This window comes from Marivivens sp. ABH4_498, from assembly GCF_056160585.1.
The window spans coordinates 394,664-418,662 of the sequence record NZ_JBSWXL010000002.1; the positions used below are offsets into that span (position 1 = coordinate 394,664).

The window sequence follows — 23,999 nt, forward strand, 5'->3', positions numbered from 1 at the left end:
GCTAGTTGCCCGCCGTTCGCGTCAAAATCTGGGCAACGATCAAATCCGCGAGGCTGTAAGATAGGCGTTCATAGGCGTCCTGCTGTGCGGCGTTAATCGCAACAACGCTGCCCAAGCTGGAATACCCTTCAAAGCTTTTGACGGATCCCGTCACGATGACCGCGCCCGCAGTGTCGACCAACGAATAGTCAGCAGCGCCGGTTACGGTTGCCCGCACGGTCGTATCATTTGACGCAATCGCCACTGGTTTTTCCGACGTCTCAATTCGGACCGTCAGTAGATTTGGGGCCTGAGTATCAGGTGTCCCCAAACGTTCCACCAATCGTTGGCGCAGGTGGTAACCTTCGGCGGATTGATCGACGTTATAGGAAACCGAACCAGTTAGGTCATTTGCCGATCCATGGGGGCCATAGACCGGCACAAATCCACAGCCCGTGATACCAACCAGACCCACAGTAAACACGATGTGGCGGGCAAAACGGGCTATTGGATTAGACGACGACATTGATGATACGGCCTGGAACAACGATCAGTTTCTTAGGCTGGCCACCGTCCAGCGCTTTGACCACAGCTTCGTGTGCAAGGGCGAGTTTTTCAACCTCTTCCTTGGACATATCGGCTGGTACGTTGATTTCTGCACGGCGTTTGCCGTTGATCTGGATCGGCAGAGTCACCTCGTCTTCGACCAGCATGGATTCATCAACCACAGGCCAAGCTGCGTTGATAATCAAGCCTTCGGCGCCCAGCAGAGTCCAGATTTCTTCGGACAGGTGCGGGGTCATTGGCGACATCAGTTGGGCCAGAACGCGGGCTGCTTCTTTTTTGGCTTTGCCGCCTGCTTTGGATTTTTGCAGGGTGCTGGTGAAACCATACAGTTTCGCAATCGCCGCGTTGAAACCAAAGCTGTCCACGCCGCCTGTTACGTCCTGAATGGCCTTGTGCATTGCTTTCAGCAGAGCTTTGTCTTCGTTGGTTTCGCCGTCGTCCATTTGCGCGATGTCAGCGCAGATGCGGTAAACGCGGGCCAGATGTTTGGCGGCCGCTTCGGCGCCCGATGCGGTCCATTCAACGTCACGTTCGGGCGGGCTGTCGGACAGAACGAACCAACGCGCGGTATCTGCGCCGAATGCCGAAATGATGTTCAGCGGGTCAACCACGTTGTTTTTCGATTTCGACATTTTGGCCGAAGGGATGATTTCCACCTCGGTGCCGTCTTTCAGGAACCCTTTGCCGTCGCGCAGGTCGACTTCCTCTGGGTAGTGATACACAGGGCGGCCGGTTTCTGGGTTTTTGGTCTGATAAATCGCGTGTGTGACCATGCCTTGGGTGAACAGGGCATTGAACGGTTCGCGCGCGGTATCAGGAAGGTGACCCGTGACGTTCATCGCGCGGGCAAAGAAACGTGAATACAACAGGTGCAAAATCGCGTGTTCGATGCCGCCGATGTATTGGTCGACGTTCATCCAGTAATCGGCATCCGCACGATTGGTTGGCGTGTCAGCACGGGGCGACGTAAAGCGCGCGTAGTACCACGACGAATCCACGAATGTGTCCATCGTATCGGTTTCGCGTTTCGCAGGCGCACCACATTTCGGACACGCGCAATCACGCCATGTCGGGTGGCGGTCCAGCGGGTTGCCAGGCACGTCAAATGTGACGTCATCAGGCAGCTGCACAGGCAGGTTTTCTTTTTTCTCTGGTACGACGCCGCAGTCTTCGCAGTGGACGACAGGGATCGGGCAGCCCCAGTAACGCTGACGGGACAGACCCCAGTCGCGCAGGCGGAATTTCGTGACGCCTTTGCCCCAGCCTTCGGATTCGGCTTTGTCGATGGCGGCATCAACGCCTGCATCGCCAGTCTGCACTGCGTCGCCCGAAAAACCGCGGACATAGCGGACTTTTTCGGATTTCAGCGGCACGTAAGCTTCGGTCAGGTCGGTCGTTTCCGCGTCTGGCGCCGTGAACACAGCGTTGATCGGCAGGTCGTATTTCGTTGCGAAATCGAAATCGCGCTGGTCGTGGGCAGGGCAGCCGAAAATCGCGCCGGTGCCGTAGTCCATCAGAATAAAGTTCGCGATCCAGACAGGCAGTTCCCACGACGGATCCAGCGGGTGTTTCACGCGGATGCCGGTATCCATGCCCAGCTTTTCGGCCTTTTCCAACGCCTCGGCTGTGGTGCCACCTTTGCGGCATTCGGCGATGAATTCGGCAGCGGCTGGGTTGTTCAGCTCCAGCTCTTTCGCGATGGGGTGGTCGGGGGAAATGCCCACGAACGACGCGCCCATCAGCGTATCAGGGCGGGTGGTGTAAACGGTGATCGGATCGGCGCCGTCACGTTCAAACCCGAATTCCAGACCACGCGATTTGCCGATCCAGTTCGACTGCATCAGTTTTACCTTGGCCGGCCAATCGTCCAGATTGTCGATGGATTCCAGCAGATCGTCGGCCATGTCCGAGATTTTAAAGAACCACTGGGTCAATTCGCGGCGTTCAACGTCCGCGCCCGACCGCCAGCCTTTGCCGTCGATAACCTGTTCGTTTGCCAGAACGGTCATATCGACAGGGTCCCAGTTCACGACCGCGTTTTTGCGGTACACCAGACCCGCGTCCAGCATGTCGATAAACAGCGACTGCTGCTGGCCATAGTATTCAGGATCACAGGTCGCGAATTCGCGGCTCCAGTCGATGGACAGGCCCAGAGGTTTCATCTGGCCGCGCATGTCCGCGATGTTTTTATAGGTCCAGTCTTTGGGGTGGCCGCCCGATGCCATCGCGGCGTTTTCCGCAGGCATACCAAAGGCGTCCCAGCCCATTGGGTGCAGCACGTTATGGCCTGTCGACATTTTATAGCGCGCAACCACGTCGCCCATGGTGTAGTTCCGCACGTGCCCCATGTGGATACGACCCGACGGATAGGGGAACATTTCCAGCACGTAGTATTTCGGTTTGGATTCGTCACGGGTGGCGGTGAAGACACCGGCCTTTTCCCATTCGGATTGCCATTTCTGTTCGATGTCAGCAGCAGAGTATTGGGACATGTTTTGGACCTTTGGGACATGGAAACGCCGGGCGACTGGGCCCGGCGTGGTCATAATGCGTTTTGCGGGCGGATTCTATAGGTCGCGGTCTTGAATCCGCAGCTGTCTGGCGCGGCCCAGAATGGAATCTTCGATTGCGGTCAGGGTTGCCGCACTGACGGGGCCAGCGGATGTGAACAGCGAAACGTTCAGCGAACGAGCATCCAGCGCTGGGTCAGATACATGCACGGTTCCGCGATACGCGCGTCCGCCACCGGGGGGCGTGCCGTAGCCAAAGACAATGACGCCTGTAAACGGGTCAACCGATTCAATCGGCAGGAACGACAGAACATCCAAGGATGCGTTCCAAAGGTAGCGGTTTACAGCAACGGATTCAGCGCCGGCGGCGCGGACGGGCTGCGTGACAGCATTTTCGGCGCTTCGGCCGCCGAACAGCGACCCAGAGCAGGCCGTAAGTGCGATCAAGGCGACACCAGCAATGGTCAAGCGGGTGGTTTTGATAAAGGCGTTCAAGTCATTACCCTTTCGGTCAGTGCCCTAGGGCCTGTTTCCCGAAATGTGTAAACAACGCAGGCATCTGTCACAAGAGGCAACACCGCCAAAAGCAAAGAGCGGCCCAAAAGGACCGCTCTCGCTTAATCAGATCTTAGATCAGATTAGAAGTCGAACGACAGTTCAACGGTAGCGCCTTCTTGGAAGTCGCCGTCACCGTATTCGTCGTCGTCGTTGACTGCGTCGGTGTCAACATAGGAAACCAGCAGTTCTGCGCCGCCGCCCAGGTCGTAGGTACCTGCAACGTAGGTGGTGTCGCCGCCGTCAACCAGACCAGCTGCCAGCTCGATGCCGTTGCCCAGGTCGTATTCAGCTTCCAGACCGTAGTCTTCGGATTCGTCGGTGTATACGGTCAGAGCCAGAGCGCCTTCAGCGTATGCAACTTCGATGTCCCAGTTGTCTTCGCCAGCGTCTTCCATGACGTAGGAAGCGGTCGCGGTTACTGGGCCGAATGGGTATGCAACTTCTACGCCGATCGACGAGTCGTCTGCGGTGTTGTCCATTGCGTAGCCGAATGCAACGTCTGCACCAGCGAACGAGGTAGCTGCCGAAATACCGAAGATTTCGTTGAAGGTGTCTTCTTCTTGGTAAGCAACCGACAGGTCAACCGAACCCAGAGTGGTGGTTGCGCCGATCGACAGATCGGTCAGTTCGTCGCGTGCTGCTGCGTCAACGATGTACGACACTGCTGCGTCTACGCCGCCGAATGCAACGGTTGCCTTCAGAACGGTTTCACCGTCTTGCTCTGCAAAGCCGTCGTCGTCCATGGAGCCTACGCCAGCCCATGCGTCAACTGCTGCGAATTCGGTGTCGCCGTATACCAGCGATGCGGTTTCCGAAGCGATGGTCAGGGTAACGCCACCGAAGTCACCGGAGTCTGCGTCCAGTTCATCGATGTCAGCCGAAGCCGAAACGGTCAGGCCGTTGTCCAGTTCTGCGGACAGAGCTACGTCTACTTCGATGTCTGCGTAGAAACCGTACTCGTTGTCGTCGGTTGCCAGAGTCTGGTCAGTGTCGTTGTAGCCCAGAGTAGCCGAGCCGGAGAAGGATACTTCAGCAGCTGCTGCGCCACCGAAAGCTACGATCGAAGCCGAAGCCAAAAGAATTTTTTTCATAGGATTACCCTCGTGTTTTGCATTCCCGAGAATGCCAGTGTGTCTAGCATTGATGGTGTATTTGCGCCCAAAGCCGCTGTCACTCAAGACAAATGGCGACAGGTTGGCGTCTCAATCAGAAAAATGATGCACGAAGGACACACCACGTTTTCGGGGGCTTTGTAGATGACACAGGTGGTCGAGTGGCCTATTTCTGCGCAGAACCCCAATTTTCAAAGATGAATGGAGCAGATCATGGGCCTGTCCGAGATCAAAGCGAAGGTCGCAAAAGCGGAAAAAGAACATGGTCGCGCAGCGGGGTCTGTGACCCTGATTGCGGTGTCCAAAGTGCAGCCAAACGAAAAAGTCGAGGCCGTTCTGGAGCAGGGCCACCGAGTCTTTGGTGAGAACAAAGTCCAAGAAGCCCAAGGCAAATGGCCGATGTTTCGCGAAAAATACGATGGAATCGATCTGCACCTGATCGGGCCGTTGCAAACCAACAAAACCCGCGCGGCGATGGAATTGGCGGACAGCATTCATACGCTGGATCGCCCAAAGCTGGCTCAGGCTATGGCGCGGATTGCGCAAGAGATTGGAAAATGCCCTGATCTGTTTGTGCAGGTGAACACAGGCGACGAGGACCAGAAGGCAGGCGTGTTGCCGGCCGATGTTGATACCTTTGTTACGGAATGCCGTGCGCTGGATCTGCCGGTTAAGGGACTGATGTGCATCCCGCCAGTGGACGAAGAGGCATCGATGCATTTTGCGCTGCTGCGCAAATTTGCAGAACGGAACGGGCTGGATGGTCTGTCTATGGGGATGAGCGCCGATTTCGAAAAGGCGATTGCCTTTGGCGCGACTCATGTCCGCGTTGGGTCTGCGATTTTTGGCGAACGCGACTACGGCTGATTACAAAACGATCAGGCGCGTTTCATAACGGATGCGCGCCGCGATCCACCGCAGGTCTTTGGGGCGCAATCCGATGCAGCCTGCCGTCGGATACCCAGGGCGCCGCATTTGGTGGATAAAAATGGCCGACCCACGGTTTTTCACCGCATAGGGCCAATTCCAGTCCGTGATGATCACGATATTATATAGTGGGTCCGCGCGGCGCAGCGTTTCGTGGCTGTGCGGATAGGGTGCGCGCACCATTGTATTATAGTCTTCGTGGGTTGGATCGTCCGACCAAAGATCGTCTTTGGCAATCGGCAGCGCCCAGTCGGCGGGGCGGGCCACGCGATCAGGGCGGTAAAGCATCCCAACGATCCGATGCGTCCCGCGCGGGGTGGCACCATCGCCTTCGCGTTTGTCTGCAGTCACACCGCCGCGCCCGATGGTGCAGGGAAACCGGCGGCCCATGAACCGCAAATTACCCCGTGAGACCACCATATCGAACGCGTGCATTATAATAGGTGTCCCGACTTTTTGGCCTTGGTGGCCAAATAGTGGTGGTTAAATCGGTTCTCGCCGACCTTCAGCGCGACGCGTTCGGCGACGTTGATCCCGCTTTCTTGCATGCGGGCGACTTTGTTGGGGTTGTTGGTCAGCAGGCGCACGGACGCGAAGCCCAGTTTGCGCAGAATTTCCGCGCCGATCCGAAAATCGCGTTCGTCGTCTTCGAATCCCAGGCGGTGGTTTGCCTCGACCGTGTCAAAGCCCTGATCCTGAAGCGAATAGGCGCGCATTTTGTTGGTCAGGCCAATGCCGCGGCCTTCTTGGTTTAAATACAGCAGGACGCCGTGGCCTTCGGCGCCCATTTGGGCCAACGCGCCGCGCAGCTGCGGGCCGCAGTCGCATTTCAGGCTGCCCAGAACGTCGCCCGTAAAGCAGGCGGAATGCAGGCGCGCCAAAACGGGCTGGGTGCGGTCAGGTTTGCCGATCTCGATGGCGTAATGTTCTTCGGCACCGTCTTCGGGGCGGAAGATATGCAAGCGGCCAGCCTCTGACACTTCGATAGGCAAACGCGCAGCAACGATAGGATGCTGGGGCGACATGGTTTGATCCAGCGCAGCATCGGCAGGCACCATCGTCAGGTTATGCGTCAGGGCAAAGGCCTGTGCATTATCCAGCGGCACAACAATCGCGGCAGGTAGTAGGCGCGCGGCCTTGGTTAGGGCGATTGCGGCGCGGTGCAACGTTGCGTCACCGCCACGTTCAGACCGCAGGGGACCTTTCATCGGGGCGTTCAGGTCATCCGCTGGATCGGCAACGGCGCGAATCCAATTCAGGTCAACATCATGTGGCAGCGCAACGCGGGCCAGATCCGAATCGTAGGGCACGACATGCAGGGTTTTGGCGCGGTGCGATGTGATCACCAGCGTCACGCCTGTCAGATCGTCCAGCTGGTTCAGGCGGTCCTGATCCAGCGTTTCAACGGCAAACATCAATGCGCCGCCGTCTAAAACAACGGGCACACCCATCCGCAAATCAGCGCGGGCGCGGGCGATGCGTTCGACAATGTTGGGTCCAAATCCCATGGGGCTGCCTTTTGTAGTTGGGTAGTAATTAGGATGAATTGTTAGGAATTGAAACATTCCATGCAATTTTGACACGTCCGCGTGATTTAATGACGGAAACCTTGCCGTGGTGCGTATCAGGTCACAGATGATCAAGTAGACGTGAAGGAGGCCGATACACACATGGCACAGCTTAAACGCATACTACTGGTAGATGACGACGAAGACCTGCGCGAAGCGTTGGGTGAACAGTTAATCATGACCGAAGAGTTCGACGTGTTCGAAGCCGGTAACGGTCATGATGGCCTGATCCGCGCAAAAGAAGGCATCTATGACCTGGTCATTCTGGACGTAGGCCTGCCTGACACCGATGGACGTGAATTGTGCAAGGTGATGCGCAAACAAGGCATCAAATGTCCTATTTTGATGCTGACGGGTCATGATACGGATAGCGATACGATTTTGGGTCTGGATGCAGGCGCAAATGACTATGTGACCAAACCGTTCAAGTTCCCTGTTTTACTGGCGCGCATTCGTGCGCAGCTGCGGACGCATGAACAATCCGAAGACGCAATTTTCCAAATCGGGCCGTATACATTCCAACCGGCACAGAAATTGCTAGTCACAGAGGACGAAAAGAAGGTACGGTTGACTGAGAAGGAAACCAATATCCTCAAATTTTTGTACCGATCGACTGATCACGTGGTACCGCGCGATGTCTTGTTACACGAAGTTTGGGGCTACAATGCCGGTGTGACGACCCACACGTTGGAAACTCACATCTACCGACTGCGCCAAAAGGTGGAACCTGATCCGTCCAATGCGCGTTTGTTGGTGACAGAAAGCGGCGGTTACCGATTGGTGGTATGACCTACGGGTTAAACAATCCAAACGCACTGTCGTTAAGATTGAACAGTTCCCCTGGTGGCGGGGTCAAGTCACCATCCTCCCTGTTGGACTTGCCCCCGCTGAATTTGCGGGGGCTTTTTTTGTCAGAGCCCCAAAGTGATGTCGGCGCAGACGGCTTCGACAATTTCGGCACCTGATTCACGCAGTGCGGCGATTTCTTGAAAATAGGATATGCCGTTTGGCATGATATCCGCGACCGGCGCGATAACATCATCAGGTGTCAGGCCGGATTCCGTTAGCATATCGGCCATGTAAGGACGTTCGAAAACTGTCGCCATTGCAGCATGGAAATCACCAGTTTTTGCCGTTTCGCCTGTGATCATGCCTAAAGCAAAGGTGCGGGCGCGGAAGGGGAGCTGTTTTTCGCGCGCGGCATCCAATTCGGCCTCGGTCATCAATTCATGTGGAGACAGCGACACATAAGCGTCGGCCATTTCGGCCTTGTACTGGAAATAGGATAACGCATTTTGCAGGCGATCATGACCGCCGTTCGCTTCGATTTGGGATAGTTGTCGAATGTCGCAGCCGTCCAAAGATTGGACTGACACGTCCAGCGACATAATCAGACCGCGCAAACCCAATGCGGCATCGCGCGACATCGGGTGGATGCGATCATCGCTCAGATCGGCGGTTTGCATGAAATTCACTAGCGGTTCAACATACAGCAGATCATCCAGCGTATCGATATTTAAAAGTGCATTGCTGGTGCTGATCATATCGTCGCGTGTGCGCGTCGCGACGATCCCGTCATCGGTCAAAGTTAACTGCAATCCTGGCCAAATCCCAGTACACATGTCTGTCGTGTGACAGGTGTAAGAGTCCGGAGAGAAGAACGCGAGAAAGGTGGCATCTATTTCGTTCCCATGCACATCAATATGGACATAGCGCGGCGTGGCGGCAACGGGATCAAATATCCCCGAAGAGATTATATAGGTACCGTCCGGCAATGCAGTGGCGTTGGTTGCGCCAGCTAAACACAATGCGAAAGCCAAAGGGATTCTGTTCATAACAACTCTTTTGTCAAAATGTCTAAGTTGATAGGAGTAGCGCAAATATCGGAGCTATTCATGACTTTTTCTCTTGCGACTTGGAATATCAACTCTGTCCGCCTTCGCGAAGCGCTGGTGTCCCGCTTGCTGACCGAAGACACTCCAGACGTTCTGTGTCTGCAAGAATGCAAAAGCCCCGTGGAAAAAATCCCGTTCGATGCGTTCAAGGCGCTGGGCTATGAATACATGGTTGCGCGCGGCCAAAAGGGGTACAATGGCGTAGCGATCCTGTCGAAAATCCCGATGGAAGAAACCGACAGTCAGGATTTCGCGTCCCTAAACCACGCCCGTCACATCGCGGGCCGTTTGGCAAATGGCGTGACGGTCCACAATTTCTATATCCCTGCGGGCGGCGATGAACCGAACCGCGAAAAGAACGAAAAGTTCGGTCAGAAATTGGATTACCTGACCCAGATGCGGGATTATTTCCACGCGACCAAACCTGAAAAAACGGTGATCGTGGGTGATTTCAACATTGCGCCCCGCGAAGACGATGTTTGGGATCACAAAAAACTGCTCAAGGTGGTTAGCCACACCCCGATCGAGGTTGAGCATCTGGCGCAGGTTCAGGAATCGGCCAATTGGGTGGATATCACACGTCAGGACATCCCTGATGGTCGCCTGTATTCGTGGTGGTCCTATCGCGCCAAAGATTGGGATGCCGCAGACAAAGGCCGCCGTTTGGATCACATCTGGTCCACGCCTGATATTTCCAACGCCGCCCATTCCAGCCGTATCCGCCGCGAGGTCCGCGGTTGGGAACAGCCCAGCGACCACGCGCCGGTTTTCGCGACATTCGATTTATAACGAACCTTCGGGGCGGAGGTTGTCATTGCGTGCCGTCCTCCTCATATAAAAGACAACAAATTTAATCGGAGGGCGAGATGCTCGAACTAGGTGGACAGCCGCAGGCCGCAGCGGACGATCTGATCAAAGACACGACCGACCAGACCTTTATGCAAGACGTCGTCGAGATGTCGAAAGAGGTACCTGTCATCGTGGATTTCTGGGCGCCGTGGTGTGGCCCATGCAAAACCCTGATGCCTCAGCTAGAGGCAGCCGTCCGCGAAGCAGGCGGCAAGGTCAAAATGGTCAAAGTCAACGTAGACGAAAACCAGATGATCGCGGGGCAGCTGCGCGTTCAATCCGTGCCGACCGTTTATGCGTTCTGGCAGGGTCAGCCTGTTGACGGGTTTCAGGGCGCCGTATCGCCCAGCCAACTGTCCGAATTCGTGAACAAACTGACCGCTATGGGCGGCGCCGAAGGCCTAGAGGCTGCGCTGGAAGAAGCTGAAAACATTCTGGCCGAAGGCGACGCAGAAAGCGCTGCGGAAATCTTCTCGGCGGTGATTGGCGAAGAACCTGAAAACGCCGCGGCGTTTGGCGGTTTGGCCCGCGCAACGCTGGCCATGGGCAAAGTGGACGAAGCAGAAGCCGTGCTGAACGGCGCGCCTGCGAAAATTTCGAATGCCGCCCCTATCGAAGCCGCCTTTGCGCAAATCGCGTTGGCCCGTCAGGCCGAAAAGGCAGGCCCGGTTGCTGAATTGCAGGCCAAAGTGGATGCCGACCCGTCCGATATGCAGGCGCGTCTGGATCTGGCGCAGGCCATGCACGCCGCCGGCGATGTCGAAGGCGCGGTCGACGGTTTGCTGGCCATGTTCAAAATGGATCGCGAATGGAATGAAGGCGCGGCCAAGGCGCAATTGTTCCAGATTTTCGATGCGCTGAAACCAAATGACCCTGTTGTATTGAATGGACGCCGTAAATTGTCGTCCATGATATTTGCCTAACATAAGGGGCGACCTACCTTGCGGATAATGAGGAACATTGCCGACTTACCGCAGACGATACCTGTCTTTCCTTTGCCCGGCGCACTGATGCTGCCTCGGGCAAAGTTGCCGCTGCATATCTTTGAACCACGCTATCTGGCGATGATCGAAGACGTGATGAAAACGCCGCATCGGATGATTGGTATGATCCAGCCCAATGGCACCCGCGGCCTGCATAAGATCGGCTGCGCGGGCCGTTTGACTGCGTTTTCAGAAACAGATGACGGGCGGTATATGATTACCCTAACTGGGGTGTCGCGTTACCGTTTGGGGGCCGAAGTCGAAGGGTTCACTCCCTATCGTCGTTTCGACGTGTCGTTCGACGGGTTTGACCGTGATTTGGGCGATGATGAACACGACAAGGCGATGGATCGCCCTGAATTGCTCAAACTGCTTGGTCGATATTTCGAAGACCGCGGCCTGTCCACCGATTGGGATGGTCTGCGCGAAGCCGATGATGAACTATTGATCAATTCGCTGTCGATGCTATGCCCGTTTGAACCCGAGGACCGCCAAGCGTTGTTAGAAGCGCCGACCCTGTCCGAACGGCGCGAAACGCTGATTACATTGATGACCTATGCCCTGCACGGGGGCGGAGACGAGAACCTGCAATGACCGACATGCTGTTTGATCCAAAGATGGTAGAGGCACTGGTGTGCCCACAAACCCAATCCCGCCTGACCTATGATGCCGAAAAACAGGAACTGATTTCAGAAGCTGCGAAATTGGCGTTCCCGATCCGCAACGGCATTCCCGTGATGTTGGTGGACGAGGCGCGCCAGATCGACTGATCTAGCGCATCAAACTGGGCAGGTCGCCGGTTAGGCCAGCGGCCTCTCGGATGAAATTACGGCGCAGTTTCGGCATCGCATTCACAGCGCCCATGCCCAGATCGCGGGTTGTGCGCAGCAGCGGATTATCGTTCGAAAACAGTTTGTTAAACGTATCGGTCGCCATAGCTAATGTGGCTGTGTCGAACCGGCGCCACTGTTGGTAGTTTTTTAGAACCAACGCTCCGCCGATATCTTGGCCCGTGTGACGCGCATCGCGCAGAACGTCGGCCAGCGCCGCGATATCGCGCAGACCCGCGTTCAATCCCTGACCCGCAATCGGGTGCATGCCGTGCGCCGCATCGCCGATCAATGCGATACGATCCGCGATAAACGAATTCGCCAGCGTCAGCCCCAGCGGATAGGTGAACCGTTTCCCCGCCAGTTTGATCGGCCCTAGGAAACTGCCAAAGGCGGGCTTTAGCTCTTCGATAAATTCGTCGTCCGACATGGCCGCGCATTGGGCGGCGCGGGCGTCGGTTTCGCTCCAAACGATGGACGATTTATTGCCCTTTAGCGGCAGGATCGCCAGCGGTCCGTGCGGCATGAAAAACTGATGCGCAACGCCGTTGTGGGGCAGTTCATGTTCGACGGCGCAGACAATAGCGGTTTGTCCGTATCCCCAGCCTGTGCGTTTAATGCCCGCACGTTCGGCGGTGCCTGATTTGCGGCCATCCGCGCCAACCAGCAACGATGCCGTTAACACTTTGCCGGATGCCAGCGTGACCGACGCGGCGCTGTCGTTCGTTTCTTGCGCGACCACGGTGTCGGGGGCGTAAACGGTTATACGGTCCGATGCCTCCATCGCGTCGATCAGGGCGGGGCGCAGGTGGCGGTCTTCGACCATGTAGCCCATGGGGCCTTCTTCGATTTCGGCGTGGTCGAAATGCATCATCCACGGCGCGGGGCCTTGGCCCGCGTGGCCGTCCGTGACCTTGATTTCCAGCATCGGCTGCGCGGTGTCAGCCAGCGCGCCCCACAGGCCGATGTTGCGCAGCAATCGCACCGAAGACAGCGCCAGCGCATAGGACCGCCCGTCAAAATCGGGGTCCGTGTGCACAGCGATCGGCACAGCGTCGATCACGCCAACAGTCAGGCCAACATGGGCCGCAGCAAGGGCAAGCGCGGGGCCATTCAGGCCGCCGCCAACGATCAGGATATCGTGGTCATGGGTCATAGGGGAAATATGGTCGGATTGGCGGGATTGTCCATGCGACATCGGCGGTCTAGCCTATGGTTTCTGACGAAAGGACCAGATGATGCAAGATTGGCGATGGATGACGGCAGCCGAATTGGGGTGCGGGATCGAAACGGGTGCGATTGATCCTGTTGATCTGACGCGGGTCTATCTGGATGCCATCGACGGTCATGAATTCGCGGATCGCATCTATGCCCGCGTCACCGCCGACCGCGCCATGGCAGAAGCCCAAGCCGCAAGCGCGCGGGCAAAGGCGGGCAAACGTCTGTCGCCGCTGGATGGCGTTCCGATCAGTTGGAAGGATCTGTTTGATAGCGCAGGCACCCCGACCGAAGCAGGTACAGCCTATTTGGCGGGCCGCACGCCTGAACATGACGCGGATGTTTTGGCGGAGGCAACGTCGTCGGGGCTGGTGTGTTTGGGCAAAACGCATATGACCGAAATCGCCTTTAGCGGGTTGGGCGTGAACCCCGTGACACAAACGCCCCCGAACGTTCATGATCACAGCGCGGCCCCCGGTGGGTCGTCGTCGGGGGCTGCGGCTTCGGTCGCGTTTGGGCTGGCGGCGGCTGGGATCGGGTCGGATACGGGCGGGTCAGTGCGCGTGCCATCAGCGTGGAACAATCTGGTCGGGTTCAAAACGACCCATGGGCGGCTGTCGCTGGGCGGCGTGGTGCCGTTGTGCAAGACGTTTGATACCGTCGGGCCGCTGTGCCGTTCCGTCGAAGATGCGGCATTAATCACCGCTGTTCTAGCAGGGCAGGGGGGGCAGGTTATTGAAAAGGATATCAAAAACCTGCGCTTTGCCGTGCTGGACACCATCGCGATGGAGGACGTCCGCCCCGACCAGCGCCGCGCATTCGATGGGGCGGTCGATACGTTGCGTGCCGCAGGCGCGGCGATCGAACATATCGAATTCGACCCCATGCATTACGCATTCGAACTGGCGGGGATGCTGTACACCGTCGATGCCTATGCCGAATGGCAGTACATCATCGAATCTGATCCTGACAAAATGTACCACCAGATCCTGAAACGCATTCGCCCCGGTGCGGATTTCAGCGCGGTGGATTATCTGCGCGGTTGGGACACGCTGTGGAATATACGCGCCGCCTATGCCGAAGAAACGGCAGAATTTGACGCGGTTATTATGCCGTCATCGCCCATTGGTGCGCCAAATGTGGAACGGCTGCTGACCGACAATGATTATTTCGTGTCCGAAAACCTGCTGGCGCTGCGCAATACGCGGGTTGCGAACCTGATGGGCGGCTGTTCGATCACGCTGCCGACACAGACGCCAATGGGTGGAGTTATGCTGAATGCGGGCGCGGATCAGGATGAAACTTTGCTGCAAATTGCGCTGGCGGTGGAAACGGCGCTGGCTTAAATGCCACATGAAATTCACCTAAGACCATCAGTATAGCCCTGTTTTTCTGGACAGCCCGCGATTGTGCGGGTTATCAAAGGGGAAAGCGGGACGCTAATGATCTCGCAACTTTGAGGCAGTAATGATCTATCCGGAGCGGTTCTCGAACCTTGCGGACTACGCATTCCCGCGTTTGCGGGCTCTACTCGACCACCATGATGCGGGGGGCGAACCGATCGCGTTGACGATTGGCGAACCGCAACATCCATTCCCTGCGTGGGTTGGCGAAGAGATGGCCGCGAATATCGGCGGCTTTGCGAAATATCCGCTAAATGACGGCGAACCCGCGCTGCTAGAGGCGATTTCGGGCTGGATCAAACGTCGCTATGGCGTGGACTATGGCACCGACCAGATCATGGCGTTGAATGGCACCCGCGAAGGTCTGTATAACGCCGCAATGGCGCTGTGCCCTGAAACGAAAAACGGTCAGCGTCCTGTGATCCTGACGCCGAACCCGTTCTATCAGGTCTATATGATCGCAACGATTTCGGTTGGCGCGGAATCCGTGTTCGTACCGGCCACGGCTAAAACAGGGTTCTTGCCTGATTATCATAGCCTGCCTGCCGATATTCTGGATCGCACCACGATTGCCTATATCTGTTCGCCGTCCAACCCGCAGGGCGCGGTGGCGTCGCGCGACTATTGGCGCGATCTGATCGCATTGGCTGAAAAACATGATTTCCGCATCTTTGCGGACGAATGTTATTCCGAAATTTACCGCGATGACGCCCCAGCGGGCGCGTTGGAAATGGCGGTTGAAATGGGCGCTGATCCTGAACGGGTCACGATTTTCCATTCGCTATCGAAACGTTCTAACCTGCCTGGCCTACGGTCCGGGTTTGTTGCAGGCGGCGTTGAAACGATCCGCCGTATCCGCCAGCTGCGCGCCTATTCGGGTGCGCCGCTGCCTTTGCCGATCCAGCGCGTATCGACCCGTGTTTGGAACGACGAAGAACACGTGATCGAAAACCGCAGACTGTATAACGAAAAATACGAAGTTGCGCGTGAAATTCTGGGCGACGTGCCTGGCTTTGAAATTCCCGAAGGCGGGTTTTTCCTATGGTTGCCTGTGCCAGACGGCGAAAAGGCGACCCTGAAACTGTGGCAGGAAACCGGCGTGCGTGTATTGCCCGGCGAATACCTAAGCCGCGATGTGAACAACGAAAACCCCGGCAAGGGGTACATTCGGGTGGCCATGGTCGCCCCGATTGAGCAGATGCGCAAAGGGCTCTCCCTTATTCGCGCATGCCTTTACGATTAAAGGGACGGTAGTATGGCCTCTTATTCGACACGACAACGCGATCCATTGTTTGACAGCACCACGCAGGCGGTGATTGAAAAACGCGGCAAGGAATTGTTGGGCCTAGGCCTGATTGCCTTGGGTTTGATCGTGGGAATGATGGTCTGGTCCTATTCCCCAGAAGACCCCAGTTGGATGTTCGCAACCGACGCGCCCGTGAATAATTGGCTGGGCCGTTTGGGCGCGTCGATTTCCGCGCCGCTGATGTTGGTTGTCGGCAAAGCGTCGTGGTGGTTTGCGCTGTTACCTATGGTTTGGGGCGCACGGCTGACGCTGCATTACGGGGCTGAACGTGCCTTTGGTCGTTTGATTTTCTTTCCGATCCCTGTCCTGATTTCATCGGTCTATTTCGCGACGTTTTCCGCATCTCCCGAATGGTCGCATTCGTTTGGGTATGGCGGGATGTTGGGCGATACGCTGTTGTCGATGATGCTGGCGCCGTTGGTCAGCCAATCGTTGATCTGGGTAAAAATCATGGCGCTGATCACCGGCGCGCTGACCCTATGGCTGGGTGCGTTCATTCTGGGCTTTACCCGTCCAGAGGTGAAAACCGGCTGGCGTTTCTTTATCTACGGTCTGATCGTTGTGTATGCGGCGATCCTGAAATTGCTGGGCCGCGGCGCTGATATGTCCGTGCGCGCAGCTCAAGCGGGATACGCAAACGTGCAGGCCCGCCGCGAAACATCGGCCGCGCAGCGCGATGATTTCGATTATGTCCCTGATGATGCTGAACGCGCACGCGTGGCTAATGTGGTGCGCAGCGCGCCTGTCACCGCTGAACCGTTCCCTGCAATGCCGCCGATGCCCGAAATGCATGCCCCCGCAGCCGAGGCTCCGCGCCGTGGGTTCATGCCGAAAATGTTCGCACGCCAACCTGCGCCTGATCTGGAACCCGAATTGGTGATGAACGAACCGCCGATGACTGCGGGCGACCAATCGCCTGACGATGACCGCATCAAGGCGCGCATTTCCGATGTGATCCGCAATCGTAGCGCAGCGCCCGTTGTGGCCGCGCCCGTGCCGCCCATTTCGCGCGAAAACGATCAGGTGCGGATTGAACCGACCCTGACCGCTGGCCGTGGTCCGCGCCCGTTGGTGGCAAATGAACCGCAGATGGTTGCACCTGCGCCGCTGCCAACTCCTACGCCAATGCCGCAATCCAACTGGGACGAAGACGCCGTTCTGGATGGCGACGAAGACAACATTTTCGCGGATATTTCCGAAAACGAAGTCGCGCCGCTGCCGACTGCGGCACCTGTGATCCCGACGCCCGAACCGCGCCGCGTGGTTCAGCACAATCTGAAACGCCCTGTTGTCCCATCAAAACAGGCCCGCGCCGAGGCGCAGCCTTCGTTGAAATTCGACGACAATTCGCCTGAATTCCAATGCCCGCCGCTGAACCTGCTGATGGATCCGGCTGAGGTCGAACGCCACGTTCTGTCCGATGAAGCGTTGGAAGAAAACGCACGGATGCTGGAAACCGTTCTGGATGATTACGGCATCAAAGGCGAAATCGTATCGGTCCGTCCGGGCCCTGTTGTCACCATGTACGAATTGGAACCGGCCCCCGGTCTAAAAGCCAGCCGTGTGATCGGTCTGGCTGACGATATCGCGCGTTCGATGTCTGCGCTGTCCGCACGTGTATCGACCGTTCCGGGCCGCAGCGTGATCGGTATCGAATTGCCGAACGATAACCGCGAAATGGTGTCGTTCCGCGAAATTCTGTCCAGCCGCGATTATGGCGACGGCAACCACCGTTTGCCGCTGGCTTTGGGCAAAGATATCGGCGGCGAACCGATTGTCGCCAACCTTGCCAAGATGCCTCACCTATTGATCGCGGGTACCACGGGTTCGGGTAAATCGGTGGCGATCAACACGATGATCCTGTCGCTGCTGTACAAACTGACGCCAGACGAATGCCGCCTGATCATGATCGACCCCAAAATGTTGGAACTGTCGGTCTATGACGGCATCCCGCATCTGCTGTCGCCCGTTGTGACCGACCCGAAAAAGGCGGTCGTCGCCCTGAAATGGGTCGTCGGCGAAATGGAAGAGCGCTATCGCAAAATGTCCAAAATGGGCGTCCGTAACATCGAAGGTTACAACGGCCGCGTTCGTGACGCGCTTGCGCGTGGCGAAATGTTCGAACGCACCGTTCAGACCGGATTTGACGAAGATAACGGCGATCCGATTTTCGAAACCGAAGAGATCAAACCAGAAACCATGCCGTTCATCGTCGTTATCGTCGACGAAATGGCTGACCTGATGATGGTTGCCGGTAAAGAGATCGAAGCCTGCATTCAGCGTCTGGCGCAGATGGCGCGTGCGTCGGGTATCCACCTGATCATGGCGACCCAGCGTCCGTCCGTGGACGTGATCACCGGCACGATCAAGGCGAACTTCCCCACCCGTATTTCGTTCCAAGTGACGTCGAAAATCGACAGCCGCACGATTCTGGGTGAACAGGGCGCTGAACAGCTGCTGGGCATGGGTGACATGCTGTATATGGCTGGCGGCGGACGTATCACCCGTATCCACGGCCCATTCGTGTCCGATGAAGAAGTCGAAGAGATCGTGACCTACCTCAAGGCGTATGGCCCGCCCGAATATGTCGGCGGCGTCGTCGAAGGCCCACCTGAAGACAAAGAAGCCAACATCGACGCAGTTCTGGGTCTGGGTGGCAACACCAACGGCGAAGACGCGCTGTACGATCAGGCCGTTGCCATCGTGATCAAAGACCGCAAATGTTCGACGTCCTATATCCAGCGCAAACTGGCAATCGGCTATAACAAAGCGGCCCGTTTGGTCGAACAGATGGAGGACGAAGGCGTCGTGTCATCGGCCAACCATGTGGGCAAACGCGAAATTCTGGTGCCCGAACAGCACTAATTATTTCAGGCGCGGCGGAACAATCGCCGCGCCTTTTTCATTACATATCAGTGGCGTGTTATCGCTTATCAATTGGAAATTCGTCCAACTGATCCCATCTGATTGGGGTAACACCCGTAACTGAAAGACAGGCTATGAATACTTTACGGCGAATTTTACTGGCGGCACCTTTTGCTTTGGCAGCGTTGGGTGGTCATGCTTTGCGGGCCGAAGAATTGTCGCTTTCTCAGGTGTCGAATTACCTAAACGGTCTGCAAACGGCCCAAGGCGAATTCACGCAGATTGCAAGCGATGGCACCATATCGACGGGCACGATTTACATCAAACGCCCCGGCCGTATCCGTTTTGAATACAACCCGCCCGAAGAATCCATGGTGATCGCAGGTGGCGGGTCGCTGGCGATTTTCGATCCGCGGTCCAATACGGGCGCTGAACGCTATCCACTGTCGGAAACGCCGCTAAAGATCATTTTGCAGGACAACGTGAACCTGTCGAATGAACGCATGGTGGTTGCGCATACCTATGACGGCACATCGACGACCGTCACAGCGCAAGACCCTGATCACCCCGAATATGGCAATATTCGTCTGGTGTTTACGGATGAACCTGCGCTGCGTCAGTGGATCATCACGGATAACACCGGCAGCGAAACCACGGTCATTCTGGGTGATATGACAGTTGGTGGAAACGTCCCGAACCGTCTATTCAATATCATCGCCGAAGAACGGGCATGGGCTGAACGCTAATAAAAAACGCCGCATCGGGTTGATGCGGCGTTTGTTTTTTACAGGCGGCGCGCTGCGCGGCAGTTGCGCAACTGAGATTCGTACATCACCGCGCGGTCGGTGATTTCGCCTGCGATACGGACCAGCCACGATTTGCTGCGGTATGTTCCGCGTGTGAAACCTGTGCGGCCTTCGTGATACGCCAGATATTGGTTGCGGACATCGTTTAGCGGGATGCCAATTTCATTGGTTGTTTGGGTCATGTACCAGCCCATGAAATCGGTCGCGTCGCGGATATCGTCGCGTCGCGATCCAACGCCGCCTTCGGACTGTTGATATTCACGCCAAGTGCCGTCCAGCGCCTGACTATACCCAAACGCCGACGATTGGCGGCCAATAGGGATCACGCCCAACGCATATTGATGCGGGGTGCGGGCATTCGAAATGAATTTACTTTCCTGATAGATCATCGCCATCAGGACATGGGGTTCGACGCCCCATTTACGTTCGGCGGCGCGGAACGCACCGACATAGTTCGATCGCTCTGTCAGAATCGCGCAAGCATTATCCAGGTTCCGCGGTGCCGAACCTTCGCGTTCACCACAGCTGCCTAGTACCAACACCATTCCAAGGGCGAGAAAGAATCTGCTCATCTGCCTCTCGCTTTCTTTATTTTGTCGTGAGTGTAGCTGATTTCGTGCCTTTTTAAACCGTCTTGATGTCAATCGGCGGATATCTACACGGAAATTCAACGACCGCCCGATTTGCTGTCCACAGACTGTTTCCAATGATCACGCGGTGTTTCATGGACAATCGTTCGGCGCGGTGGTTAATGTGAAAACTATGTTAAAGACGCGTGCAAAATATCAGTTGGGTCAGGTTGTGTGCCACCGAAAACACCCGTTTCGCGGTGTGGTTTTCGACGTCGATCCAGAATTCGCGAACACCGAAGATTGGTATCAATCCATCCCCGAAGATGTCCGCCCGCGCAAAGATCAGCCTTATTATCACCTGCTGGCCGAAAATTCAGAAAGCTTTTACGTGGCGTATGTGTCCGAACAGAACCTGATTGCCGACTATTCAGGCGAACCTGTTGAACATCCTGATGTAGAAGAATTTTTTGGACCGTTTCATGATGGTCAGTACGAGCTTCAGGTGCAAATGAACTAAAGTACCCCGGTGTTGCGAAACTGGGTGGGGGCTTATTTACGCAACACCGAGGGAAGCTTAACTTTAGCTACTTCTTCACTATCGTTTAAACGCGGTGCGAATTCATTGGCGAAAAAGGGCAGAATGATATCCCTTTCGCATATGCGATTCGCATCTAGAACATGCAGAATGCCGGATGGACCCTATGGTGAACTATTCAGAGTTGTTTCAGACGATCGATGCCCTGACTGCGGGTGAAACGGACGAAGTTGCGTTGATGGCGACAGTCGCCTGCGAAGTGCATCATGCGGATGATCGTTTCGATTGGACTGGCTTTTATCGCGTGACCGCCCCCGAAGTTCTAAAGATCGGCCCGTATCAGGGTGGGCATGGCTGTTTGGTGATCCCGTTTTCGCGCGGTGTCTGTGGCGCGGCGGCTCGGACGAAACAGGTTCAGTTGGTGGATGATGTACACGCATTCGCTGATCATATTGCCTGTTCATCGTCGACGTTGTCCGAAATCGTTTTGCCCGTTTTTAATGGCGCGGGTGACGTCATTGGCGTGTTCGATATCGATAGCGACCGTTCTGCCGCATTCACGCAAGATGATGCAGATGGGTTGACCGCAATCCTGACCCATGTGTTCGGGCGTTTGTAATCCTCTTGCGTCCTGCGGATGGTGATGCGAAACGGGCCTATGTCTGCTGATTATAACCCGCCTAACGATCCTTTGGTTGTCCTGCATGAAGACCACGAAATTCTGGTGGTTGATAAACCGTCGGGGCTGTTATCCGTACCTGGGCGGGGTGAACATCTGGCGGATTGCCTCATTGCCCGTGTGCAAGCTGCGTTTCCAACGGCGCTGCTGGTCCATAGGTTGGACCGCGATACGTCTGGCGTGATGGTGTTTGGGTTGACGCCGAACGCTCAGAAAAAATTGGGTCAGCAGTTCGAAGCCCGCAAAACCAAAAAAACCTATGTTGCGCGGGTATGGGGACGGGTCGAACAAAAGACCGGCACGATTGATCTGCCACTGATTGTTGATTGGCCGAACCGCCCATTGCAGATGGTCGATCATGAAAACGGCAAACCGGCGGTTACGGATTATCGCGTTGTGAAATCATCAGATACGGAATCGCGGGTGCGGCTATTTCCGAAAACGGGGCGGTCGCATCAGTTGCGGGTACATATGCGCGAATTGGGGCATGCCATTTTGGGCGACCCGTTTTACGCGACGGGGCCCGCGCGCGATTTTCCGCGTCTTATGCTGCATTCCGAAACCCTACAGCTGCAGCACCCAGACACGGGCAAAGGCATGAAATTCACGGCCAAGGCGCCGTTCTAGGCCATAAAGGCCTGAGCCGCAGTATAGCTAAAATGTTCGTCGCCGTCGGTTTCGGGCACGCGCAAAAATACTCGCGCATCTTTGGTTCGGTAATTCTGGGCCAAGAATTCCAGTTCCGCCAATTGGTGCGCAGTTGCTGGGGCATTCGAACACAGCAAAATACGGTTGGATTCTAATGATCCCTGAACGCTGCGCGGTTCGCAGTTGATAGGGTCAAACAGCATGATGTCTTTGAATGTATGTGGTGCGTATTCCATCAGCTCTGACAGGGCATCAGCCGCGCGGGCGCGTCCCATTGCGACCAAACGTATCGCGCTGCGCGCCGCCATTTCGGATTCCAGCCAATGCAAAAACGCAGTCTTATTTTCGCGCACCCAATCAGGGTCGATCGCGATCGCAAGGATATGAAAATCGGTCAGCAATCTTTCGGCAAAGCCTGACGCGGTGTCCACATCGTCTGCGTTTTCGACCATCGCCAAAACCAACGGTAGTCCAGTCAGGCCTTCGGTGATTTCAATTTTCTTGGCGGGAATGGTCATTAAAGACGGTCCAAATGATTGGCGTATACTTTTGTACGGTAAGTTGGATTAAATTAACACCGGTGGCTATGCCACCGGTGCTAATATGTGAACCAGATAGTCTAGTTACAACCCCTGGGGTAATTGACGCAGCGTTAGTTCCATCCGGCAATCGTTTTGGTTTCCAAGAACTCTTCGATCCCCCAAACGCCGCCTTCGCGGGCGCGGCCGGACGCTTTGACGCCGCCGAATGGTGCGCCAGCGGCGCGGCTGCGACCGTTCATTTCCACCATGCCCGATTTCAGCTGACGGGACAGACGGTGACGGCGGTCGCGGTCAGCCGACTGCACATAGTTGGTCAGGCCATAGATCGTGTCGTTGGCGATCTGAACGGCTTCTTCTTCGGTGTCGAAGGGGATGATCGACAGAACAGGGCCAAAGATTTCTTGCTTTTCGATCGTCATGCCCGGTTTTACATCCGCGAAAACGGTTGGGCGCACGTAGAACCCTTTGTTCATGCCTTCGGGTAGGCCCAGACCGCCAGCCACCAGCGTTGCGCCTTCGTCGATACCCGCCTGAATCATGCCCTGAATCTGGTCCCACTGGCGTTTGTTAACGACGGGGCCGATGTGGCGTCCTGATTGGTCAGCCGGACCGACGGTTGTATTTTCCGCGACGTCTTTGGCGATTTCGATTGCTTGGTCGTAATAGCTGCGTTCGACCAGCATACGGGTCGGCGCGTTGCACGATTGACCAGAGTTATAGAAACAATGGCGCGCGCCGCGCGCGACGGCTTTTTCATCGGCGTCTGCAAACACAAGGTTCGCGCCTTTGCCGCCCAATTCCAGCGTTACGCGTTTCATGGTTTCGGCGGCGGTTTTCGAAATCGCGCGGCCTGCGCGGGTCGAACCGGTAAAGCTGATCATTTGCACGTCTTCATGCGCAGACAGCTGCGTGCCAACGCCCATGCCGTCACCGTTCACTAGATTGAACACACCCGCAGGGATGCCCGCATCGTGGATGAATTCTGCGAACAGCATCGACGACAGCGGGGATTCTTCGGATGGTTTCAGGACGATGGTACAGCCAGCCAGCAGGGCAGGGATCACCTTGAGCGTGACCTGATTCATCGGCCAGTTCCATGGCGTGATCAGACCGACGACGCCGATGGGCTCCATCGCGATTTGCGTGTCGGTCACGTCATCGCGCAGCGGGCGGATCCATTCGATTTCATCAAACGCGTTCAGGAAATTTCCCAGATGCCATGGGATGCATTCGGCCTGATCGTCGCGCGACATGTCGATGGGGGCACCCATTTCGATGCTGATCGCTTGGGCCATTTCTTCTTTGCGCTGGTTGTATTGGTCCAGAATTTTGGCAACCAGCGCTTTGCGTTCTGCGGGGGGCGTCGCGGCCCACGCTGGACCTGCGGCAGCGGCCGCGGCGACAGCGGCATCCGTATCTGCCTGATCGCCCAGCGAAATCACCGCACAGGGTTCTTCGTTCGATGGGTTGATCACAAAACAATCGCGCGGGGCGGCGGGGCTAACCCATTCACCGTTGATGTAAAATTCGCGTTTCTCGATCATCTCATCTACTCCCTGATAATTTGATCATATTTGGGCCGCACCATATCAATGTGCGGCAAAAGCGCAAGCGAGCTAGCGGTTACGTGACGTACATCTTATATGT

The 23,999-nt window shown here is 56.2% G+C and carries 24 protein-coding genes; 13 read left to right on the forward strand and 11 right to left on the reverse strand.

Features of this window, described 5'->3' with window-relative positions:
• Position 1 precedes the first annotated feature (1 nt).
• From lptE to ACXAGA_RS06035, 4 genes are all read right to left on the reverse strand, one after another.
• On the reverse strand, positions 2 to 505 hold the full coding sequence (gene lptE / locus ACXAGA_RS06020; protein WP_475116595.1) for an LPS assembly lipoprotein LptE: 504 nt from the start codon (positions 503 to 505) through the stop codon (positions 2 to 4).
• Complete coding sequence (leuS, locus tag ACXAGA_RS06025) at positions 492 to 3,038, reverse strand: leucine--tRNA ligase (protein ID WP_475116596.1); 2,547 nt, start codon at positions 3,036 to 3,038, stop codon at positions 492 to 494. The genes lptE and leuS overlap by 14 nt, the downstream gene beginning before the upstream one ends.
• A 75-nt stretch (positions 3,039 to 3,113) precedes the next feature.
• The gene (locus ACXAGA_RS06030; RefSeq protein WP_475116597.1) at positions 3,114 to 3,551 is read right to left on the reverse strand and encodes a DUF3576 domain-containing protein; all 438 of its coding nucleotides are present in this window, start codon (positions 3,549 to 3,551) and stop codon (positions 3,114 to 3,116) included.
• Positions 3,552 to 3,694: 143 nt separating this feature from the next.
• Positions 3,695 to 4,705, reverse strand: a complete 1,011-nt coding sequence (locus tag ACXAGA_RS06035) for a porin (RefSeq protein WP_475116598.1) — start codon at positions 4,703 to 4,705, stop codon at positions 3,695 to 3,697.
• A 234-nt stretch (positions 4,706 to 4,939) separates the two neighbouring features.
• On the opposite strand from ACXAGA_RS06035, the gene ACXAGA_RS06040 reads away from it, so the two are divergent.
• Positions 4,940 to 5,593 (forward strand): YggS family pyridoxal phosphate-dependent enzyme, encoded by a 654-nt coding sequence (locus tag ACXAGA_RS06040; RefSeq protein WP_475116820.1) that lies wholly within the window; start codon positions 4,940 to 4,942, stop codon positions 5,591 to 5,593.
• Here the strand turns inward: ACXAGA_RS06040 and ACXAGA_RS06045 are convergent, their stop codons facing one another.
• A complete protein-coding gene (locus ACXAGA_RS06045; RefSeq protein ID WP_475116599.1) occupies positions 5,594 to 6,088 on the reverse strand; it encodes a L,D-transpeptidase family protein in 495 nt (164 codons plus the stop codon).
• Positions 6,088 to 7,161 (reverse strand): GTP cyclohydrolase II, encoded by a 1,074-nt coding sequence (gene ribA, locus ACXAGA_RS06050; RefSeq protein ID WP_475116600.1) that lies wholly within the window; start codon positions 7,159 to 7,161, stop codon positions 6,088 to 6,090. Before ribA ends, ACXAGA_RS06045 begins: the two co-directional genes overlap by 1 nt.
• Positions 7,162 to 7,323: 162 nt before the next feature.
• On the opposite strand from ribA, the gene ACXAGA_RS06055 reads away from it, so the two are divergent.
• Entirely contained in the window at positions 7,324 to 8,010 is a 687-nt protein-coding gene (locus ACXAGA_RS06055; protein ID WP_475116601.1) for a response regulator transcription factor, read from the forward strand.
• Positions 8,011 to 8,132: 122 nt separating this feature from the next.
• Here the strand turns inward: ACXAGA_RS06055 and ACXAGA_RS06060 are convergent, their stop codons facing one another.
• A complete protein-coding gene (locus ACXAGA_RS06060) occupies positions 8,133 to 9,056 on the reverse strand; it encodes a hypothetical protein (RefSeq protein ID WP_475116602.1) in 924 nt (307 codons plus the stop codon).
• Positions 9,057 to 9,116: 60 nt separating this feature from the next.
• Here ACXAGA_RS06060 and xth point away from each other — a divergent pair, with 60 nt between their 5' ends.
• The 4 genes from xth to ACXAGA_RS06080 all read left to right on the forward strand — a co-directional run bounded on the left by xth (position 9,117) and on the right by ACXAGA_RS06080 (position 11,718).
• Positions 9,117 to 9,905, forward strand: a complete 789-nt coding sequence (gene xth / locus ACXAGA_RS06065; RefSeq protein ID WP_475116603.1) for an exodeoxyribonuclease III — start codon at positions 9,117 to 9,119, stop codon at positions 9,903 to 9,905.
• A gap of 77 nt (positions 9,906 to 9,982) precedes the next feature.
• Positions 9,983 to 10,888 (forward strand): thioredoxin, encoded by a 906-nt coding sequence (gene trxA / locus ACXAGA_RS06070; protein ID WP_475116604.1) that lies wholly within the window; start codon positions 9,983 to 9,985, stop codon positions 10,886 to 10,888.
• A 27-nt stretch (positions 10,889 to 10,915) separates the two neighbouring features.
• Positions 10,916 to 11,542 (forward strand): LON peptidase substrate-binding domain-containing protein, encoded by a 627-nt coding sequence (locus ACXAGA_RS06075; RefSeq protein ID WP_475116605.1) that lies wholly within the window; start codon positions 10,916 to 10,918, stop codon positions 11,540 to 11,542.
• Entirely contained in the window at positions 11,539 to 11,718 is a 180-nt protein-coding gene (locus ACXAGA_RS06080; protein ID WP_086450887.1) for a Trm112 family protein, read from the forward strand. The genes ACXAGA_RS06075 and ACXAGA_RS06080 overlap by 4 nt, the downstream gene beginning before the upstream one ends.
• Position 11,719: 1 nt before the next feature.
• Here ACXAGA_RS06080 and ACXAGA_RS06085 read toward each other — a convergent pair whose 3' ends face one another.
• Positions 11,720 to 12,976 (reverse strand): UbiH/UbiF/VisC/COQ6 family ubiquinone biosynthesis hydroxylase, encoded by a 1,257-nt coding sequence (locus ACXAGA_RS06085; protein WP_475116606.1) that lies wholly within the window; start codon positions 12,974 to 12,976, stop codon positions 11,720 to 11,722.
• Positions 12,977 to 13,016: 40 nt separating this feature from the next.
• On the opposite strand from ACXAGA_RS06085, the gene ACXAGA_RS06090 reads away from it, so the two are divergent.
• The 4 genes from ACXAGA_RS06090 to ACXAGA_RS06105 all read left to right on the forward strand — a co-directional run bounded on the left by ACXAGA_RS06090 (position 13,017) and on the right by ACXAGA_RS06105 (position 19,316).
• Positions 13,017 to 14,342 carry an amidase gene (locus ACXAGA_RS06090; RefSeq protein WP_475116607.1) on the forward strand — a complete coding sequence of 442 codons (1,326 nt, stop codon included), beginning with the start codon at positions 13,017 to 13,019 and terminating at the stop codon, positions 14,340 to 14,342.
• Between the two features lie 121 nt (positions 14,343 to 14,463).
• Positions 14,464 to 15,642 (forward strand): aminotransferase class I/II-fold pyridoxal phosphate-dependent enzyme, encoded by a 1,179-nt coding sequence (locus tag ACXAGA_RS06095; protein ID WP_475116608.1) that lies wholly within the window; start codon positions 14,464 to 14,466, stop codon positions 15,640 to 15,642.
• Positions 15,643 to 15,654: 12 nt separating this feature from the next.
• Complete coding sequence (locus tag ACXAGA_RS06100; protein WP_475116609.1) at positions 15,655 to 18,570, forward strand: DNA translocase FtsK; 2,916 nt, start codon at positions 15,655 to 15,657, stop codon at positions 18,568 to 18,570.
• A gap of 134 nt (positions 18,571 to 18,704) precedes the next feature.
• A complete protein-coding gene (locus tag ACXAGA_RS06105; protein ID WP_475116610.1) occupies positions 18,705 to 19,316 on the forward strand; it encodes a LolA family protein in 612 nt (203 codons plus the stop codon).
• A 38-nt stretch (positions 19,317 to 19,354) separates the two neighbouring features.
• On the opposite strand, the gene ACXAGA_RS06110 is transcribed toward ACXAGA_RS06105, so the two are convergent.
• Positions 19,355 to 19,948, reverse strand: coding sequence for a transglycosylase SLT domain-containing protein (locus ACXAGA_RS06110; RefSeq protein WP_475116611.1), 594 nt, complete (start codon positions 19,946 to 19,948; stop codon positions 19,355 to 19,357).
• 190 nt (positions 19,949 to 20,138) lie between these two features.
• Between ACXAGA_RS06110 and hspQ the strand changes: the two genes are divergently transcribed.
• From hspQ to ACXAGA_RS06125, 3 genes are all read left to right on the forward strand, one after another.
• The gene (hspQ, locus tag ACXAGA_RS06115; RefSeq protein ID WP_475116612.1) at positions 20,139 to 20,465 is read left to right on the forward strand and encodes a heat shock protein HspQ; all 327 of its coding nucleotides are present in this window, start codon (positions 20,139 to 20,141) and stop codon (positions 20,463 to 20,465) included.
• A gap of 184 nt (positions 20,466 to 20,649) precedes the next feature.
• Positions 20,650 to 21,102, forward strand: a complete 453-nt coding sequence (locus tag ACXAGA_RS06120; protein ID WP_475116613.1) for a GAF domain-containing protein — start codon at positions 20,650 to 20,652, stop codon at positions 21,100 to 21,102.
• 39 nt (positions 21,103 to 21,141) lie between these two features.
• Positions 21,142 to 21,789: an RluA family pseudouridine synthase gene (locus tag ACXAGA_RS06125; protein WP_475116614.1), complete on the forward strand. Its 648-nt coding sequence runs from the start codon at positions 21,142 to 21,144 to the stop codon at positions 21,787 to 21,789.
• On the opposite strand, the gene ACXAGA_RS06130 is transcribed toward ACXAGA_RS06125, so the two are convergent.
• Both ACXAGA_RS06130 and ACXAGA_RS06135 read right to left on the reverse strand, forming a co-directional pair.
• Positions 21,786 to 22,328 carry a hypothetical protein gene (locus tag ACXAGA_RS06130; protein ID WP_475116615.1) on the reverse strand — a complete coding sequence of 181 codons (543 nt, stop codon included), beginning with the start codon at positions 22,326 to 22,328 and terminating at the stop codon, positions 21,786 to 21,788. The two genes, ACXAGA_RS06125 and ACXAGA_RS06130, sit on opposite strands and share 4 nt — an antisense overlap.
• Before the next feature lie 134 nt (positions 22,329 to 22,462).
• Positions 22,463 to 23,896: an aldehyde dehydrogenase family protein gene (locus ACXAGA_RS06135; protein WP_475116616.1), complete on the reverse strand. Its 1,434-nt coding sequence runs from the start codon at positions 23,894 to 23,896 to the stop codon at positions 22,463 to 22,465.
• Between the last annotated feature and the right edge of the window lie 103 nt (positions 23,897 to 23,999).

Coding starts and splice junctions, on each gene's coding strand:
- lptE (WP_475116595.1), bottom strand. CDS start 505: ATGTCGTCGTCTAATCCAATAGCCCGTTTTGCCCGCCACATCGTGTTT.
- leuS (WP_475116596.1), bottom strand. CDS start 3,038: ATGTCCCAATACTCTGCTGCTGACATCGAACAGAAATGGCAATCCGAA.
- ACXAGA_RS06035 (WP_475116598.1), bottom strand. CDS start 4,705: ATGAAAAAAATTCTTTTGGCTTCGGCTTCGATCGTAGCTTTCGGTGGC.
- ACXAGA_RS06040 (WP_475116820.1), top strand. CDS start 4,940: ATGGGCCTGTCCGAGATCAAAGCGAAGGTCGCAAAAGCGGAAAAAGAA.
- ACXAGA_RS06045 (WP_475116599.1), bottom strand. CDS start 6,088: ATGCACGCGTTCGATATGGTGGTCTCACGGGGTAATTTGCGGTTCATG.
- ribA (WP_475116600.1), bottom strand. CDS start 7,161: ATGGGATTTGGACCCAACATTGTCGAACGCATCGCCCGCGCCCGCGCT.
- ACXAGA_RS06055 (WP_475116601.1), top strand. CDS start 7,324: ATGGCACAGCTTAAACGCATACTACTGGTAGATGACGACGAAGACCTG.
- ACXAGA_RS06060 (WP_475116602.1), bottom strand. CDS start 9,056: ATGAACAGAATCCCTTTGGCTTTCGCATTGTGTTTAGCTGGCGCAACC.
- xth (WP_475116603.1), top strand. CDS start 9,117: ATGACTTTTTCTCTTGCGACTTGGAATATCAACTCTGTCCGCCTTCGC.
- trxA (WP_475116604.1), top strand. CDS start 9,983: ATGCTCGAACTAGGTGGACAGCCGCAGGCCGCAGCGGACGATCTGATC.
- ACXAGA_RS06075 (WP_475116605.1), top strand. CDS start 10,916: ATGAGGAACATTGCCGACTTACCGCAGACGATACCTGTCTTTCCTTTG.
- ACXAGA_RS06080 (WP_086450887.1), top strand. CDS start 11,539: ATGACCGACATGCTGTTTGATCCAAAGATGGTAGAGGCACTGGTGTGC.
- ACXAGA_RS06085 (WP_475116606.1), bottom strand. CDS start 12,976: ATGTCGCATGGACAATCCCGCCAATCCGACCATATTTCCCCTATGACC.
- ACXAGA_RS06090 (WP_475116607.1), top strand. CDS start 13,017: ATGCAAGATTGGCGATGGATGACGGCAGCCGAATTGGGGTGCGGGATC.
- ACXAGA_RS06095 (WP_475116608.1), top strand. CDS start 14,464: ATGATCTATCCGGAGCGGTTCTCGAACCTTGCGGACTACGCATTCCCG.
- ACXAGA_RS06100 (WP_475116609.1), top strand. CDS start 15,655: ATGGCCTCTTATTCGACACGACAACGCGATCCATTGTTTGACAGCACC.
- ACXAGA_RS06105 (WP_475116610.1), top strand. CDS start 18,705: ATGAATACTTTACGGCGAATTTTACTGGCGGCACCTTTTGCTTTGGCA.
- ACXAGA_RS06110 (WP_475116611.1), bottom strand. CDS start 19,948: ATGAGCAGATTCTTTCTCGCCCTTGGAATGGTGTTGGTACTAGGCAGC.
- hspQ (WP_475116612.1), top strand. CDS start 20,139: ATGTTAAAGACGCGTGCAAAATATCAGTTGGGTCAGGTTGTGTGCCAC.
- ACXAGA_RS06120 (WP_475116613.1), top strand. CDS start 20,650: ATGGTGAACTATTCAGAGTTGTTTCAGACGATCGATGCCCTGACTGCG.
- ACXAGA_RS06125 (WP_475116614.1), top strand. CDS start 21,142: ATGTCTGCTGATTATAACCCGCCTAACGATCCTTTGGTTGTCCTGCAT.
- ACXAGA_RS06130 (WP_475116615.1), bottom strand. CDS start 22,328: ATGACCATTCCCGCCAAGAAAATTGAAATCACCGAAGGCCTGACTGGA.
- ACXAGA_RS06135 (WP_475116616.1), bottom strand. CDS start 23,896: ATGATCGAGAAACGCGAATTTTACATCAACGGTGAATGGGTTAGCCCC.